This is a genomic window from Pseudomonas sp. K8 (genome assembly GCF_014889455.1).
Lineage (GTDB): Bacteria > Pseudomonadota > Gammaproteobacteria > Pseudomonadales > Pseudomonadaceae > Aquipseudomonas > Aquipseudomonas veronii.
The window spans coordinates 41,804-57,820 of sequence record NZ_VJWO01000034.1; the positions used below are offsets into that span (position 1 = coordinate 41,804).

Annotated in this window: 17 protein-coding genes and 1 pseudogene; 14 read left to right on the top strand and 4 right to left on the bottom strand. The window is 64.4% G+C overall.

The genetic code is table 11. The features are described from left to right. Positions 1 to 48: 48 nt before the first annotated feature. From gspE to gspD, 11 genes are read left to right on the top strand one after another with little or no spacing between them, the layout of a single operon-like run. The gene (gspE, locus tag INT12_RS21110; protein ID WP_193058994.1) at positions 49 to 1,758 is read left to right on the top strand and encodes a type II secretion system ATPase GspE; all 1,710 of its coding nucleotides are present in this window, start codon (positions 49 to 51) and stop codon (positions 1,756 to 1,758) included. After that, on the top strand, positions 1,755 to 2,957 hold the full coding sequence (gspF, locus tag INT12_RS21115) for a type II secretion system inner membrane protein GspF (protein WP_108526249.1): 1,203 nt from the start codon (positions 1,755 to 1,757) through the stop codon (positions 2,955 to 2,957). The genes gspE and gspF overlap by 4 nt, the downstream gene beginning before the upstream one ends. Before the next feature lie 20 nt (positions 2,958 to 2,977). Beyond that, entirely contained in the window at positions 2,978 to 3,388 is a 411-nt protein-coding gene (gene gspG / locus INT12_RS21120; protein WP_156422917.1) for a type II secretion system major pseudopilin GspG, read from the top strand. Positions 3,389 to 3,395: 7 nt separating this feature from the next. Further along, positions 3,396 to 3,821: a type II secretion system protein gene (locus tag INT12_RS21125; protein ID WP_193039994.1), complete on the top strand. Its 426-nt coding sequence runs from the start codon at positions 3,396 to 3,398 to the stop codon at positions 3,819 to 3,821. Beyond that, positions 3,818 to 4,150, top strand: coding sequence for a type II secretion system protein (locus INT12_RS21130; protein ID WP_017847568.1), 333 nt, complete (start codon positions 3,818 to 3,820; stop codon positions 4,148 to 4,150). Before INT12_RS21125 ends, INT12_RS21130 begins: the two co-directional genes overlap by 4 nt. Further along, positions 4,147 to 4,755, top strand: a complete 609-nt coding sequence (locus tag INT12_RS21135; RefSeq protein WP_193039993.1) for a prepilin-type N-terminal cleavage/methylation domain-containing protein — start codon at positions 4,147 to 4,149, stop codon at positions 4,753 to 4,755. Before INT12_RS21130 ends, INT12_RS21135 begins: the two co-directional genes overlap by 4 nt. Continuing rightward, the gene (locus INT12_RS21140; protein WP_046486560.1) at positions 4,752 to 5,453 is read left to right on the top strand and encodes a hypothetical protein; all 702 of its coding nucleotides are present in this window, start codon (positions 4,752 to 4,754) and stop codon (positions 5,451 to 5,453) included. The genes INT12_RS21135 and INT12_RS21140 overlap by 4 nt, the downstream gene beginning before the upstream one ends. After that, positions 5,450 to 6,448, top strand: a complete 999-nt coding sequence (locus INT12_RS21145; RefSeq protein WP_017847565.1) for a type II secretion system protein GspL — start codon at positions 5,450 to 5,452, stop codon at positions 6,446 to 6,448. The genes INT12_RS21140 and INT12_RS21145 overlap by 4 nt, the downstream gene beginning before the upstream one ends. Continuing rightward, entirely contained in the window at positions 6,423 to 7,022 is a 600-nt protein-coding gene (gene gspM, locus INT12_RS21150) for a type II secretion system protein GspM (RefSeq protein WP_193039992.1), read from the top strand. The genes INT12_RS21145 and gspM overlap by 26 nt, the downstream gene beginning before the upstream one ends. Beyond that, on the top strand, positions 7,019 to 7,537 hold the full coding sequence (locus INT12_RS21155; protein ID WP_046382760.1) for a general secretion pathway protein GspN: 519 nt from the start codon (positions 7,019 to 7,021) through the stop codon (positions 7,535 to 7,537). Before gspM ends, INT12_RS21155 begins: the two co-directional genes overlap by 4 nt. Positions 7,538 to 7,542: 5 nt before the next feature. Next, positions 7,543 to 9,666, top strand: coding sequence for a type II secretion system secretin GspD (gspD, locus tag INT12_RS21160; protein ID WP_193039999.1), 2,124 nt, complete (start codon positions 7,543 to 7,545; stop codon positions 9,664 to 9,666). 241 nt (positions 9,667 to 9,907) lie between these two features. On the opposite strand, the gene INT12_RS21165 is transcribed toward gspD, so the two are convergent. From INT12_RS21165 to INT12_RS21175, 3 genes are all read right to left on the bottom strand, one after another. Further along, positions 9,908 to 10,522 carry a hypothetical protein gene (locus INT12_RS21165; protein ID WP_046486556.1) on the bottom strand — a complete coding sequence of 205 codons (615 nt, stop codon included), beginning with the start codon at positions 10,520 to 10,522 and terminating at the stop codon, positions 9,908 to 9,910. Beyond that, entirely contained in the window at positions 10,519 to 11,958 is a 1,440-nt protein-coding gene (locus INT12_RS21170; protein ID WP_193039991.1) for a PAAR domain-containing protein, read from the bottom strand. The genes INT12_RS21165 and INT12_RS21170 overlap by 4 nt, the downstream gene beginning before the upstream one ends. Before the next feature lie 147 nt (positions 11,959 to 12,105). Continuing rightward, entirely contained in the window at positions 12,106 to 12,465 is a 360-nt protein-coding gene (locus INT12_RS21175) for a hypothetical protein (protein WP_226926266.1), read from the bottom strand. A 110-nt stretch (positions 12,466 to 12,575) separates the two neighbouring features. Here INT12_RS21175 and INT12_RS21180 point away from each other — a divergent pair. Next, positions 12,576 to 12,860, top strand: a pseudogene (locus INT12_RS21180) (Hcp family type VI secretion system effector); the annotation flags it as partial. A gap of 121 nt (positions 12,861 to 12,981) precedes the next feature. On the opposite strand, the gene INT12_RS21185 reads toward INT12_RS21180, so the two are convergent. Continuing rightward, positions 12,982 to 14,187, bottom strand: a complete 1,206-nt coding sequence (locus INT12_RS21185) for a DUF1835 domain-containing protein (protein ID WP_193039989.1) — start codon at positions 14,185 to 14,187, stop codon at positions 12,982 to 12,984. Between the two features lie 256 nt (positions 14,188 to 14,443). Here INT12_RS21185 and INT12_RS21190 point away from each other — a divergent pair, with 256 nt between their 5' ends. Continuing rightward, on the top strand, positions 14,444 to 15,121 hold the full coding sequence (locus INT12_RS21190) for an ATP-binding cassette domain-containing protein (RefSeq protein WP_193039988.1): 678 nt from the start codon (positions 14,444 to 14,446) through the stop codon (positions 15,119 to 15,121). Continuing rightward, positions 15,118 to 15,909, top strand: a complete 792-nt coding sequence (locus INT12_RS21195) for an ABC transporter permease (RefSeq protein ID WP_104902804.1) — start codon at positions 15,118 to 15,120, stop codon at positions 15,907 to 15,909. The genes INT12_RS21190 and INT12_RS21195 overlap by 4 nt, the downstream gene beginning before the upstream one ends. Positions 15,910 to 16,017 lie beyond the last annotated feature (108 nt).

A 16,017-nucleotide genomic window follows, 5' to 3' on the forward strand; every position in this document is an offset into this window, starting at 1 on the left:
TCCAGTAGTTCCAAATAGCCATACTTTCTCGCAACTAGACACCCCACTATGTCGTCAATGCCCATCGATGCCTGCCATACGCAGATACCGCACACCGACCGCGTGTGCGCGTGGCTGATGCAGCACGCCGGGCTGAAAACCGTCGACCTGGAGCGCGCCCGACGCTTGTCCCTGGACGGCAGCGACCTGCTCGGCCTGCTCACGCGCCTGGGGCTGGTGTCCGAAGTCGAACTGGCGCGCGCCTGGGCCGAGTTGCTCGGCGCGCCGCTGTTACTCGCCGATGCCGCGCCGCCGTTACTCGACCCGTTGCCCGCGCTCACCGAGCGCTTCATGCGCCATTACCAAGTGGTGCCCATGGGCTGGGCCCACGGCGGGCTGCGCGTGCTCGCGGCCAACCCGGCGCAGCATTATCCCTTCCAGGCCCTGGCCTACGCCTGTGATGTGCCGGTGTGGCTGGCCATCGGCCCGCGCACTGAAGTCGAGACGCTGATCGAGCGCTATTACGGCCAGGGCCGTTCCGCCATGGGTACCCTGATCGAGAACCTCGATGAGCAGGGCGGCGCGCTGGAAGATATCGAACACCTCAAGGACATGGCTTCCGAAGCGCCGGTGATCCGCCTGGTCAACCTGATCCTGCAGCGGGCGGTGGAGCAGCGTGCGTCGGACATCCATATCGAACCCTTCGAAAACCAACTCAAGGTGCGCTACCGCATCGACGGCGTATTGCACGACGCCGAAGCGCCGCCGGCCAGTTCGTCGGCGCCGGTGATCTCGCGGGTGAAGATCATGGCGCGCCTGGACATCGCCGAGCGGCGCTTGCCCCAGGACGGGCGGATCATGCTGCGTATCCAGGGCAAGGCGCTGGACTTGCGGGTGTCCACGGTGCCGACCAGCTTCGGCGAGTCGGTGGTCATGCGCCTGCTCGACCGGCAAACCGTGCAGTTCGACTTCCCCAGCCTGGGCTTCGACGGCGAGCGCCTGGCCGCCTTCCTCGACGTGCTCGAACGGCCCCACGGCATCCTGCTGGTCACCGGGCCCACCGGCTCCGGCAAGACCACTACGCTCTACACCGCGCTGGCGCGGCTCAACAGCGCCGAGCGCAAGATCATCACCGTCGAAGATCCGGTGGAATACCAGCTCGAAGGCATCAACCAGATCCAGGTCAAGCCGGCCATCGGCCTGGACTTCGCTGGCGCGCTGCGCTCCATCGTGCGCCAGGACCCGGACGTGATCATGATCGGCGAGATCCGCGACCTGGAAACCTGCCGCATCGCGATCCAGTCGTCGCTCACCGGCCATCTCGTACTCTCCACCCTGCACACCAACAGCGCCGCCGCGAGCATCACGCGCCTGCTGGACATGGGCGTGGAAAGTTACCTGATCGCCTCGACCGTCAGCGGCATCCTCGCGCAGCGCCTGGTGCGGCGCCTGGACCCGGCGACCCGCGTGGCCTTCGAAGCGCCGCCGGAGTTGATCGAGGAACATGGCCTGCAACGTTTCACCGATGAGCGCCCGATCTTGCTCTACCGCCCCGGCGCCGAAGGCGGCTACCACGGCCGCAGCGCGATCACTGAATTGCTGGTGATGAACGACGAACTGCGCGGCCTGCTGATGCGCCACGCCGATGCCGCGACGCTGGAGCAGGCCGCCCGACGTGCGGGCCTGCGCACCTTGCATGAAGAAGGCCTGCGCCAGGCAGTGGCGGGCGTCACCTCGCTGGAAGAAGTGCTGCGCGTCACCCGTGGAGATGGCGCGTGAGTCTGTTCACCTTCCGTGCCCTTGACAGCCAGGGCGTGACCCAGCGCGGCACGCTGCAAGCCAAGGATCAGAGCGCCGCCATCGCGATCCTGCACAAGCGCGGCTGGCTGCTGTTGCAGATCGACGCCGCCGGCCGCCAGGGCCTGCGCCATGCCTTGCGGCGCGGGCCGTTGACGGGCGCGGCGTTGGTGAGTTTCACCCAGCAGTTGGCGACGTTGCTTGGCGCCGGTCAACCGCTGGAACGTTCCCTGGGCTTGCTGCTCAAGCAGCCCGGCCAGCCTCAAGTGCGTGTACTGATCGAGCGTATCCGTGACCACGTCAAGGCGGGTAAACCGTTATCCGCCGCGCTGGAAGAAGAGGGCAGCACCTTTTCCCCGCTGTACCTGAGCATGGTGCGTGCCGGTGAAGCCGGCGGCGCGCTGGAAAGCACCCTGCGCCAACTCAGCGACTACCTCGAACGCAGCCAGCGGCTGCGCGGCGAGGTGATCAATGCGCTGATCTATCCGGCGTTCCTGGTGGTCGGCGTGCTCGGCTCCCTGGCGTTGTTGCTGGCGTATGTGGTGCCGCAGTTCGTGCCGATCTTCCAGGACCTGGACGTGCCGATTCCGCTGATCACCGAAGTGATTCTGGCCCTCGGCCAATTCCTCGGCGCCTACGGCCTGCTGCTGTTGGCCGGGTCGAGCGTCGCGCTGGGCACCCTGGCGGCACGCCTGCGCGACCCCCGGCGCCGCGAACGCTACGACCGCCGCCTGCTCGGCCTGCGCGTGCTCGGCCCGCTGTTGCAGCGGGTCGAAGCGGCGCGCCTGACACGCACCCTGGGCACCTTGCTGAGCAACGGCGTGGCCTTGCTGCCTGCGTTGGTCATCGCCCGACAGGTCTGCACCAACCGCGCGTTGCAGGCCCAAGTGGCCGAGGCCGCCGAGTCGGTGAAAGGCGGCGGCACCCTGGCCAGTGCGTTTGGTGCGCAACCGCTGCTGCCCGACCTGGCCTTGCAAATGATTGACGTCGGCGAACAGGCCGGTGAGCTGGACAGCATGCTGCTCAAGGTCGCCGACATCTTCGACATCGAAGCCAGGCGCGGCATCGAGCGCCTGCTCGCCGCGCTGGTGCCGTCCCTCACCGTGGTCATGGCGCTGCTGGTGGCCGTGATCATGCTGGCGATCATGCTGCCGCTGATGAGCCTGACCAGCCATATATGAACCTTCAAGGAACCCGATCGATGAGAACTCAACGCCGTCAAAGCGGTTTCACCCTGCTGGAAATGCTCGCGGTAATCGTGCTGCTGGGCATTGTCGCGACCATCGTGGTGCGCCAGGTCGGTGGCAATGTGGACAAGGGCAAGTACGGCGCGGGCAAGGCGCAACTGGCCAGCCTGAGCATGAAAATCGACAGCTACGCCCTGGATGTCGGCTCACCGCCCAACAGCCTGCAGCAATTGGTGGACAAGCCCGGCAACGCCAGCAGTTGGGCCGGGCCGTATGCCAAGCTGTCGGAGCTGAAAGACCCGTTCGGCCATGCATTCGGCTATCGCTTCCCGGGCGAACACGGCGCCTTCGACCTGATCTTCTACGGCCAGGACGGCCAACCGGGCGGCGACGGCTACAGCGCCGACCTGGGCAACTGGGAATAACCCGCCGATGCCCCAACGCGGCTTTACCTTGCCGGAGATGCTGGTGGTCATCCTGTTGATCAGCCTCGCTGTCGGCTTGTTGGGGCTCGGTGTGCGCCAGGCCGTGCAGGCGGCGAACGAGCGCCGCGTGGTCGGGCAGATGGTCGACGCCCTGCGCGCCACGCGGGCCGCGGCGATTGTCGACGCGCGTGTGGCCAGGACCGAATTCGATCTGCAGCGCCTGACCTTCCAGGCCCCGGGCCGCGCCCTGCACGCCTGGCCGCCGCAGCTGCAGGTCACCGTGCATACCGCCGAACAGGTCGGCGCCGCCGTAGAGTTCTATCCCGACGGCAGTTCCACCGGCGGCCATCTGCTGCTGGCCAACGGCAGCCGGCGTTGGCGCATCGACATTGGCTGGCTGACCGGCAGCGTGCAGTCCAAGGCGCTGCCATGAAGCGCCAGGCCGGTTTCACGTTACTGGAAATGCTCGCCGCCCTGACGTTGATGGCGGTGTGCAGCACGGTGCTGCTGGTCGCCTTCGGCCAGAGCGCGCGCTCGTTGGCGCAAGCGGCTCACAGCGACCGCCTGACCCATGCCGCCCTGAGTGTGCTGGACCAGGAAGCGGCGGGGCGCCTGGTCGAAGGTGTCAGCCAGGGCGCGCTGGACGGCATCCACTGGCAACTGACCTGCGTGCGTCAGCAAGCCCATCTGTATCGTCTCGACCTGATCGTCAGCGAGGGGCCGCGCCAGGCCCGGTTCAGCACCCTGAAGGTACGCCAGTGAGGCGCCGCGAGCAGGGCTTCACCCTGCTGGAAATCCTCGTGGTGCTGAGCTTGCTCGCGGTGCTGCTGGCGCTGCTCAGCGGTGCGTTGCTCGGCGCCAATCGCGCGGTGGCCAAGGCCCAACAGTACACCGTGAGCCTGGACGAAATGCGCGCCGCCCAGCAGTTCCTGCGCACCGCGATCAGTGAGGCGTTGCCGCTGGATGTCAGCGAAGACGACCGCCAGAGCGCCGGGTTTTTCTTAGGGGAGCCCGAGCGTCTGCAGTTTGTCGCGACCCTGCCCGGTGTGCTCGGCGGCGGGATTCAGCGCTTCACCCTGCAACGGGTCGCAGAGGATCTGCAGGTGGGGTTCTCGCGGTTGGAAAGGCAGGCCGATGCTTCCCGCGATGCGCCGCAAGTGCTGCTGACGAACCTTGCGGCGCTGCGGTTCAGTTATCGCGGCGTATCGCCCCTGGGCCAACCCACCGGATGGATCGACCAGTGGCCGTGGCCCCGACGCTTGCCCGCTGCGGTGCGGATCGCCGCGCATGTCGACGGGCCGGTGCCGTGGGTCACTCAGGTGATTGCCTTGCGCTTGAACCTGGCCAGCGGAGCGTCGGGCGAATGAGGCGGCAACGCGGGGCGGCGCTGCTGCTGGTGCTGTGGGTGTTGGCCTTGCTCAGTGTGTTGCTGGGCGGCTTGGCCGGTTGGGTGCAGCTGGAAAGTCGCCAGGCGCTGTGGCATCGCCAGCACACCCAGACGGTGCTCGCAGCGCAAGCCGGCGTCGCCCTGGCGATGGCCGATCGGCACTGGATCGCCGACGGCCGTGAAAGGCTCCTGACCTTCGATGACGCGCAGTTGCACGTCAGCCTGCGCAGCGAGCGCGGCAAGCTGTACCTGGTCAACGCCGAGGCGCACGACCTCACGCGCCTGGCCCTGGCCTGCGGCGCCAGCCCGGCGCAGGCCACGCAGGTGGCCAAGGCCTTGGACGCACGGCGCAAGCAGGGGCTGGCACCGTTTCGCGTGCTCGAAGAAGTGCGCCAATTGCCCGGCATGAGCCAGGCGCTGTACCGCCAATTGCTGCCCGAGCTCACCTTGTGGAGCGACCTGGATCGGCCCGCTCCGGCGTTCGCCAGCGCGCTGATGCGCCAGGCCCTCAACCTGCCGCAGCAGAGCGCACAGGGCGCCGACCCCGGCGAGGTGCTGGTGGTCGACAGCCGCGCACAACGCCCCGGTGGCTATGAAGCACGCCTGCAAGTCACGGTTTTATTGAGCCCAACGGAGGACGGCGCACAACCCTACCGGGTGTTGCGTTGGCAAGAATGAATCGACTGGAACCCATCGCCCGTTATTGGCGTGGCAGCCTGCTGCAACAAGGTTGGCGCCTGTGGCTCGCGGAGCTGCGCGCGTGTGTGCCGGCGTGGCTGGCGTTGCACGAGCCGCCCGAGCAGCGCTGGCACTGGCCGTTGAGCGAGCCGGTCGCGTCGGCGCCGGGCAATGCGCGGCATGTGCTGGTGCTCGCGGCCGACGCCGTGCTGCTGCAAACCATCCACTTGCCCGTAGCCGCTGCGCGCAACCTTAGCGCCGTGGTCGGCTATGAACTGGATCGCTACACGCCGTTCGAGGCCGACCGGCTGTACTTCGTCGCACGCCAGGAACGGCGCACGCCGACCCAACTGCAGGTGACGCTGGTGGCGATCCTGCGCGAGCGCCTCGATCAGATCCTCAGCGACTGCGCCGCCCTCGGCCTGCAGCCGCATCGCGTGGATGTCGGCGACCTGGGCATCGACTTGCTGCCCGCGCCTTTGCGCCCGCGTCCGCGTCCGCCGGGCAAGGGGTTGCAACGCAGCTTGCCGTGGCTGTGCGGCGCGTTGTTGATCGCGGCGATGCTGCTGTGGCTCAACGATCGCCAGCGCGTGCTCGACACCATGTACGACAGCGTCCAGCAGCAAAAGGCCCAGGTCGCCGAGGTGCATGCGCTGCGTCAGCAACTGCTCGCCACCCGCGGCGCGGTGCAATACCTGACCCGGCGCAAGGTGGCCCAGCCGCCGCTGGTGGCGCTGCTCGACGACCTCACCCGATGCCTGCCCGCCGACACCTGGCTCGACCAGTTGGACATCAAGGGCAGCGAGATTGCCTTCTCCGGCCAAAGCGCCAAGGCCAGCGCCCTGATCACCCGGATCAAAGGCTGTCACCGCCTGGACAATGCGCAGTTCGAAGGCGTGATTCAACCCGATGCGCGCAGCGGCAAGGATCAGTTTGCCTTGCGTGCCCACCTTCGCCCGGAGGCCGCCGATGCGCCGACCCCTCACACCCCGTGAACGCCGTGGCACGGCGTTGCTGATCCTGGCCTTGGTGCTCGGCGCGGCGTACTGGCTGTTGATCGACAGCTGGTTCGCCGGGCCCTTGCGTGCCATGGGCGAACAGGCCGAACAACTGCGCGAACAGCAGCAACGCTATGCCGGCGTGTTGCGCCAGGGCGATGCGCTGCGCGAGCAACTGGAGCAGGCTCGCCAGGACCCGGCCAGCCAAACCAGCCTGCTGCCGGGGGATGACCCGGATGGGGTCGCCGCCGACCTGATGCAACGCCTCGCCGATCTGATCAGCCGCCACGCCAACCTCGGCGGCGGCTGCAGCCTGACCCAGCGCAAACCCATCACCCCGGAGCAGGACGACGGCGAACCGTATCGACAGGTGCAGGTCAGCCTGACCCTCGATTGCGCCATCGAACCGCTGACCGCGATCCTGCATGAGCTGGAATACCAGCCGCCGTTTCTGTTCGTCGATGAGCTGCGCATCCGCCGTGGCAAACAGGCGCCGGCCAGCGGTGGGGCGGGGCAGTTGGTGGTGCAGGTGCTGGTGCGCGGTTACCTGCAACCGCAGGTGGCCCGATGATCGGTGTCTTGCGCCCCTTGGAATGGGGCTTGCTCGGCCTGGTCGGGGCATTGGGCCTGTTGATGGCGTTCATCCTGAGCAGCATCGGCGACGAGCCGCAGTGGCTGCCCGAACCGGCGGTGCGCGGGCATTCCTCTGCGCGGGTGCAAGTCGCCCCCAGCGTGACGTTGGACAGCCTCGCCGGCACCTGGCAAACGCCGTTGTTCAGCGCGGATCGCAGCCCCGATCGCGCCGTCGGCAACACCCAGGCCAGCAGCCTGGCCAACCTGACCCTGAGCGGCATCCTGATCACCGGCAATCTGCAAATGGCGATGCTCAAGCAGGCCGACGGCCGCCCGCTGACGGTACGCCTGGGCCAGGTGCTGCCCAACGGCTGGCGCCTGGACCACCTCACGCCGCAATCCGCCCGTTTCACCCTGGACGGCCGCACGCAAACCTTGAACCTGTACGCCAAGCGCTTGCCGCCGCCGTCGACCCGGCCACCGATTTCCCTGCCTCGCGAGCCCTTCCCTTGATCGATCTGCGCACCTCGTTGTTTTGCCTGACTACCGCCGTCTCCCTGGGCGGCTGTGGCTCACTGCCCGACCGCCTCGACGCGGACGACGCGTTACTCCACGAAGCCATGCAAGGCACCGGCGCGCAACGCCCGCCGAGTGAGGTGCCCGCCGCGCAAAGCCCGCAGCCCGCGGCGAAGGTAGCGCCCCAACGCCAGGTGAGGCGGGGCAGCCAGCAATTCGTGCGCCCACCCAGCGCCAGCCTGCCGGCGAAAGAGCAGGGCGGCGATATCGTGTTCAACTTCGCCGACCAGCCGATCGAAGCGGTGGTCAACAGCGTGATGGGCGAGCTGTTGCACGAGAACTACAGCATCGCCCAAGGCGTGAAAGGCAATGTCAGCTTCTCCACCTCCAAGCCGGTGGACAAACAGCAGGCGCTGTCGATCCTGGAAACCCTGCTGTCCTGGACCGACAACGCCATGATCAAACAGGGCAACCGCTACGTGATCCTGCCGGCCAACCAGGCGGTGGCGGGCAAGCTGGTGCCGCAGATGAACCTGGCGCCACCGTCCAACGGCCTGTCGGCGCGGCTGTTTCCGTTGCGCTATATCTCCGCCACCGAGATGCAGAAACTGCTCAAGCCGTTCGCCCGTGAAAACGCTTTTCTGCTGGTGGACCCGGCGCGCAATGTGCTGAGTCTGGCCGGCACCCCGGAAGAACTGGCCAACTACCAGGCCACCATCGACACCTTCGATGTGGACTGGCTCAAGGGCATGTCGGTGGGCGTATTCGGCTTGCAACGCGCGTCGGTGGCCGAGCTGATGCCCGAGCTGCAAGCCATGTTCGGCCCGGACAGCGGCATGCCCCTGGCGGGCATGCTGCGCTTTCTGCCGATCGAGCGGACCAACTCGGTGGTGGCGATTTCTTCCCAGCCGCAGTACCTCAGCGAGGTGGGTGACTGGATTCGCACCATCGACGAAGGCGGCGGCAACGAGCCGCAGATGTACGTGTACGACGTGCGCAACATGAAGGCCTCGGACCTGGCCAAGTACCTGCGGCAGATCTACGGCAACGGCGCGATCAAGGACGATACGCCGGCCAAGGTCGCGCCGGGGTTGCGCACCACCACGTTGTCATCGCTCAACAACAATGCCGGTGGCCTGCAGAACCCGCCGCCGCCTGCCGACGAACCCGAGCCCGTCGCCGAAACGCCCGAACCGGCACCGGATAAAAGCCTCGAAGCCGGCACCCGCATCACCGCGCAAAAAAGCAGTAACCAACTGCTGGTGCGTACCCGCCCGGCGCAATGGAAAGAGATCGAAACCGCGATCAAACGCCTCGACAATCCGCCGCTGCAAGTGCAGATCGAGACGCGCATCCTCGAAGTCAAACTCACCGGTGAACTGGACCTTGGCGTGCAGTGGTACCTCGGTCGCCTGGCCGGCAACTCCACCAGCACCACAGTCGCCAACGCCTCCGGCAGCCAGGGCGCGTTGGGCGGTGGCGGGGCAGGGTTGGGGGCGTCGGATTCGTTGTTCTATTCCTTCGTCAGTTCCAACCTGCAAGTGGCCTTGCATGCCCTGGAAACCAACGGCCGCACCCAGGTGCTGTCGGCGCCGTCGCTGGTGGTGATGAACAACCAGCCGGCGCAGATCCAGGTGGGCGACAACATTCCTATCAGCCAGACCACGGTGAACACCGGCGATGCCGACACCACCCTGAGCAGCGTCGAATACGTGCAGACCGGGGTGATTCTGGACGTGGTGCCGCGCATCAATCCGGGCGGCCTGGTGTACATGGATATCCAGCAGCAGGTCAGCGATGCCGAGAACCAGACCGGCAGCAGCGACACGCCGGTGAATCCGCGTATCTCCACGCGTTCAGTCTCGACGCAAGTCGCCGTGCAGAGCGGGCAGACCGTATTGCTCGGCGGGTTGATCAAACAGGACAACAGCGAGAGCGTCAGTGCCGTGCCGTACCTGGGGAAAATCCCCGGCCTGCGCTGGTTGTTTGGCAACACCAGCAAATCCAAGGACCGCACTGAGCTGATTGTGCTGATTACGCCGAGGGTGATCACCAGCAGCAGCCAGGCGCGGCAGGTGACGGATGACTATCGCCAGCAGATGCAGCTGCTGCGGCCAGCGAACTGAAGGCGCGCGGTCAAAATGCCGCTTCATGGCTCTTGTAAATCCAGTACGACTTCAAGCGTGTCATCGAGTAAAAAGCGGTTCGACCTGAGGGGAAATGCGGACACTGCTGACCCTTCCATTACTCTCGAAGCTCACTGTGAAGAAGCGAGCCTGGGGGGCACGAATCCATATTCAGGCTTTACGAGCCGCAGCCGGGCGTCTACGCAACCCTCGGTTCGCCGGCGCCAAAGTGGGTATCTGATCATTGCGGTATCCACGGCGCGGCCAGGTGTAGCTTGATGAGATAGCGTTCTTCAGTGGGATGTCGAACGTCCTTGAAGCGATTGACCACCATCATCACTTGGTATTTGTCCGCTGCTTGCCAATAGGACGTACCGCCCAGGTTCACGTTCCGCAAGCGGGCACGCCATTGAGGGGTGTCGGCGAAGGGTGGGTCGTCTTTTATATGGATGGGGGTCCAGCCACCTTTGCGCCACTGTTCCTGTAAGTCCAGCACGATTTCAAGCGTGTCATCGAGCAATAGCGGTTCGATTTGAGGGGACATGCGGATGCCATCGATTTGCTCATCATCGAAGCCTATCGTGAAGAAACGGGCCAAAGGAGTTATGAATCCATATTGAGGGTCTACGAGCCGCAGTCGGGCATCGGATTTGGGCGCCCTGAACCAGTGATGCCCCGGAATGGCTGGACCAATCTTTGCGCTGGAGCGCTGGCGCATATCTTCCCAGGGTTCGCCAGGCGTCAATGCAATCTCCGGTTCATCGGTGCCGAGACGTATCGCTAACCCTAAGAAAAGTACGACAGCGATCAGTCCTAGCCCAACACGTCGCCAACCGATCTGCGTGATCCGGCTCATCGGACACCCCGGTCTTCAGCGATGTCTTCTAGCGCCTGTTCGATTCGCTGCCGCTCATTGCTACGCAGCAGTGCATCAAATTTCGCCGCAGCCTTGAGCACGAAGGCCATGCGTTGATCGATATCGGCCAGGTTAGCGATAGGGCTGTTGCTGAATTCAATGGTTCGATCATCTTCGACGGGGCGGCATTGATTTGCCAGCGTTAGCTCAATGGCTTGCGCGGCCCCGGACGGTATGCCTGTGACATAGGAAAGATGGTTACTACGCAGCAGGGCTACCAGCTTTTGGTCGGTATACATGGCTGGCTGAAGGATGTTTCTTTGTTCGTGGTCAGCGAGATACTCAACACTTTTGGCGATATTGCCAGCTTCAATTGCCTCGAAAGCCTTCAGGATTTCACTGTGATTCGTACCAAACTCTAGTGTCTCGTTTCCGATGGGCCATAGCACGGGTGGCTGAGCCTTTTCATAAATGTTCTTGCGCGACCGAAGACAGGTCTCAAGCAACCCCAACCCCCGCTCCTTATAAAACGCATGCAACGGAAACACATCCAAAAACAGCGTGGTATTGCCCATCGCCATCATCTCGTACACATGTTGATAAAGCTGCTGCACGCTCGATAACGGTTCACCCTCGCGCCGCCAATCAACATCAGGCACCGAGTTATTACGGCTGGCCTGTTCATACTCCCGCAGGCGCCGCTCGTACTCCCGCAGCTTTGCCTGCCGCTCACGCTCCTCGGCGCTGAACAACCCCCAAACCCCTTTCCGGGCACTCTTTCGCAATTGCTCCGCCGCTTCAAATTCCGCCTGAATTTTCTCGATGGATTCTGCCGCGTGCAGCAAACCGCACCCCACTTGCTTGGAGGCAAACGCCGCAAGGCCAGCCCACTGAAAACGGTTATCGAGGCGCCAGAGCTGGGCGTAAGCCGAGTTGATGAGCCGGTTGCGCAACCTGGGGTCGGCGATCAGCTTGCCGCCGGGGGCGATCAGGTCTTCTGCCTGCTTCTGGTAGAAGCGCCAATTGCGCTCGCAGGCTGACTCGAGTATTTCGCTGAAAGCGGAAGGCGTTGAGCTCGGGGCGGAGTTTTTCGCGGGCGCTGGCGCTTCCGATGCAGTCGCGCTTCGGCGGTGTACCGCGGAGTCTTCGGCGGTAAGGGTCTGAAACCGCTCGAACTGGTCGGCCAGCAGGCGAGGGGGCGGGTCGCATTTACAGCGGCAGAGATCGTCCGAGAGCGCCACCCGTCGCCCTCGTGCCCACTGCTCCAGGCGCGGGCCAACACAGACTATGACTCCGGTGGTTTTGCATACCGGGCAACGCACCTCATGACCTTCAAGGGCGATGTCCACTTGGGTGATGCGAAAGCCCGTCAAACCGCCGACGACGGTCCCGCCAGCGGTGGTCTTGGCTCCTCGGGTAATGAAATAGCGCCGCATGCCAGCGGTGTCCTTATTGTGGGCGGGACCAGCAGGCTAGGCATGGCAGGCGAGGGCGAGAAGTCAGATGCTTCCGAGCCGGATGTAGGTTGCTTCGGTTATCGGGTTGGTGAGGCCGAAAGTCGGTGGTGTCAGCAACCGAGCGGGTTACCACCATCTCCAGCGGCCTTGTTTTTTCAGGGTGGCGATGATGGCTTCGCGCTTGTGGCGGATTTCTAGCATCTTGTGGCGCAGTTCGCGGCAGCGCTTGCTGTTGAGGATCAGGAGGCCGATCAGGGGGCTGAGGAGGGCCATGGAGTAGAGATAAGCGTTGGGGCGGTAGGCGATTGCGGGAAGTGATACCAGCAGGCAGATGAGGTATATCGCCATGTTCAGCCAGACCCAGTGGATGCGTCCGTATAACACTTCGTATTTGGCAAGGGCAAATACTGCACCAAGCCCCGTAGCGCCGAAAAATGATGTCTTGGTAGCAAAACCAATGGGGGACGTCGAGAGATAGGTGAGCATTGTCAGGATCGCCGTCAATCCTATTGAGGTGCATGCGACAAGAATGTCTGCTCCGATTACTGGCATGTACCGCTTGATGAATTCCCAATGGTTTTCAATAAAGATGCCTGCTGATGATGGCCTGCGCGACCGGCAAGCATTATCCCGAAGCAAGACTGGTAGTGCGCAAGGCGGGCGGTTCCAGCCCGGTGGAGTATCTGGTGATCACCCTGAAGGAAGTCATGGTGGTGTCCTACGGCACCGCTGCTGAAAGTAAGGATGAGGCGCTCTACGACAGCATCGCCTTGAACTTCGCCAGCGTCGACGTCAGCTACCAGCCGCAGAAGGCCGACGGCGCCAAGGACGGTGGGCCAGTGAAGTTCGGCTGGAATATCCGGCAGAATGTTAAGGTCTGAGCCTTCGCCGTCACTTCTGCAACAGCAATACCCGCTGCTTCAGCTCACACAAGGCACGACCGCCTTGCACTGGGCCTCACAGATATTATGTCCGGTCCGGACGAAATCCCCCCTCCGCGAATCAAGGCCGCCATACCGGCGACAGCTGTTCATCAAGGGCCCAATGCGATTGGCCGGGCCTCAGGCAAACACCGCCGACCCAGCGTTCATGGCTGGCGTGGTCCAGCCAATAAGCATCGCCGCCCAGCACGGTGTGCCCCAGCGCTGTCAGCGCCAGCACCCGCCGAGGCCATTCAAGATGGGCCTCGGTTTCCGTCAACAAAGGATGCTCGCCGTCGATCAACGGCCGCAGCAGTGCATGGAACATCATGTCGCCGAGGAACGGCAGCGGTTCGCGCTTGGCCATCAGCTCGGCATACACGCGCCCGAACGCTACCGGCCCCGCTTCGGCGATGTAGGCCAGGGACAGGCGTTCGGTCAGTGACAAGCCATCCTGACTGCCGGGCAACTCCTGCAACTGGCGCAGTAAAGCGCGTGCAAGAAAGGGCAGCGCCGTGTGCGTCCCGTGGGCCAGTTCCGCCCACTGCACCGGGGAACTGGCGCAATACGCCGACCACGCCTGTTTGGCCAACTGCACCGCCTCGTCATCGATCAGGCGCCGCTGCGGCCATAACCACGCCAGTACATCGGGGGCCAGTTGGCCAATGCCGATAAACCGTTCTACCCCCGGGATGCGGTCCACCTCGATCAGCTCCAGCTTGCGCGGTGCCTGGTCAAGAGCGGCCAGGGCGCGGATCAGGAACAGTTGGTCATACGCATCCGCCTCGCACCACAGCACGCTGTGTTCGGCGCTGGCCAAGGTTTCCAGTTGGTTGTATTCGTCGGCGACACGGCGCGCCACATCCGCTTCGCCCAGGGCAAAGGCGTGACTGATGAACCTGCTGCGCATGGCGCGGAATGCCTCGCGGGGCAGGTCGCGAACCGGGCCCATGCACAGCGGGTCGGTGAGCATCTGGAAGTGCCCCTTGAACCCCGCCAGTTGCAGGCTGTGGGCAATGTCGTTGCCACAGCGCCAATGGCTGGTGCGGGCTTCATCGCTGGCGGCGAAATCGGGATGGCGGGCGGCGAAGTCGATGGCGTCGACATGGGCCTTGAGCTGCGGCCAACTGCTGAAACCCAGCTGCTTGGCGATCTGCCATTGCGCCTGGGACAAGGTGGCGTCGGGGTTTTCGCTTTTCAGGCGCGGCAACAGTTCCTTGGCGCGCTTGCGCTGCTGCTCAAGGTTGAGACGGCCATCAGTGGTCGAGGATACGCGGCGTTGCGACATACGAGCTCCTTGCACACACCTTTTCCGCTTTAAGGTTGGGAGTCGTAGAAATGATTGAGTGCTTCACTGTCTTGGGCGCAGCCCTTTCCGCGGAGGGTGGCGTAGAGAGCGCCAGGCGGCAAATATAGGCAGGGCAGGGGGTGATTGCAAGGCGCCCGCCACGGGACCGGTCGCCATCGCTTGAACTTTTGCTATGAAAAGCCTGCGCGCCTGCTTCACCATTGCGCCTGACCGAAACATGAGGAGCCTCGCGTCCATGAGCGCACTGATCGAAACCCGCGCCCTGGCGCGCCGGGATGAGCGTCGCCTGGCGGTCTTGCTCCAGCCCACTGACTTCGCCCTGCACCGCGCCGACCGCGTGTCGATCACCGGCGCGTCCGGTTCCGGCAAGAGCGTGTTCCTGCGCGCACTGGCGTTGCTGGACGCGCCCACATCGGGGCAGGTCCTGTGGAATCACCGGCCGATCGCTAACGCAGACATTCCCGAGTACCGCAGCCGCATCTGCTACCTGTCCCAACGCCCGGCGCTGATCGACGGCACCGTGCTGGACAACCTGCGTTTCCCGTTCAGCCTCAAGAGCCTGCGTAAACGTCATTTCGAGCTGGCGACCGTCACCGCGCTGCTGCAGCATGCCGGCAAGTCGCCGGACTTCCTGGCAAAAAATGCCAGTGACCTGTCGGGCGGCGAGTCCCAGGTGGTGGCGTTGATCCGCACCCTGCAGCTCAACCCCGAGGTGCTGTTGCTGGATGAACCCACCGCCGCCCTCGACCCCGCGTCCTCGCGTGATGTCGAAGCGCTGATCGATGCCTGGTTCGCCGATGACCCGACCCGCGCGTATGTCTGGGTGTCCCACGACCTGGAACAGGCCCAACGCATGAGTGACATCCACCTGCACATGAGCGCCGGTGTGCTGAGCGGAGCCACCCAAGCATGAACTACCAGAACCTGACCGCGCTGGACATGGCCATCGCCGCCGCGCTGATCCTGATCAACGGCGCGCTGTCGCTGGCGTTGCGCCTGGGCCTGGAGCGCCAGTTGCTGTGGGCCGCCGTGCGTACCGTGGTGCAACTGCTGGCGATCGGTTATCTGCTGGGCTGGGTGTTCGCGTTCGCCTATTGGTACGTGGTGCTGCCGCTGATGTGCGCGATGACCCTGATTGCCGGCCTGTCGGCGGCGGGGCGCGGGCGGCGCACTTACCGTGGGCAACGGATCGACAGCATCGTCTCGGTGTGGGGCAGTTCGTGGCTGGTCACGGCGGTGGGCTTGTTTGCGGTGATTCGCATCCACCCGTGGTACGAGCCGCAGTACGCGATCCCGATCCTCGGCATGATCCTCGGCAATACCCTGACCGGCGTGTCCCTGGGCATCGAGCGCATGACCCAGGAACTGACCTCGGGCCGCAACACCATCGAGATGATCCTCGCCCTCGGCGGCTCACGCTGGGAAGCGGCGCAGGAAGCGATCCGCCAGGCGGTGCGCGCCGGGATGATCCCGACGCTGAACCAGATGGCCGTGGTCGGCATTGTCAGCCTGCCCGGCATGATGACCGGCCAGGTGCTGGCGGGCGAGAGCCCGGTGGATGCGGTGCGCTACCAGATCGTGATCATGTTTCTGATCGCCGCCTCGTCGGCGTTGGGCACGGTCGGCGCGGTGCTGCTCACCTACCGGCGCCTGTTTTCCAGGAACCATCGGTTTTTGCGCGATCGGCTGCAAGAGCGCTGACGGCCAGGCGATGGACTGTCGGTGATTGTTTCACCGCGTGAAATGCTCGATTGTAAATCCTGGTGATTCCATCGATAGGCGCCACGGCGGAACATGCCTGGCGTCAAG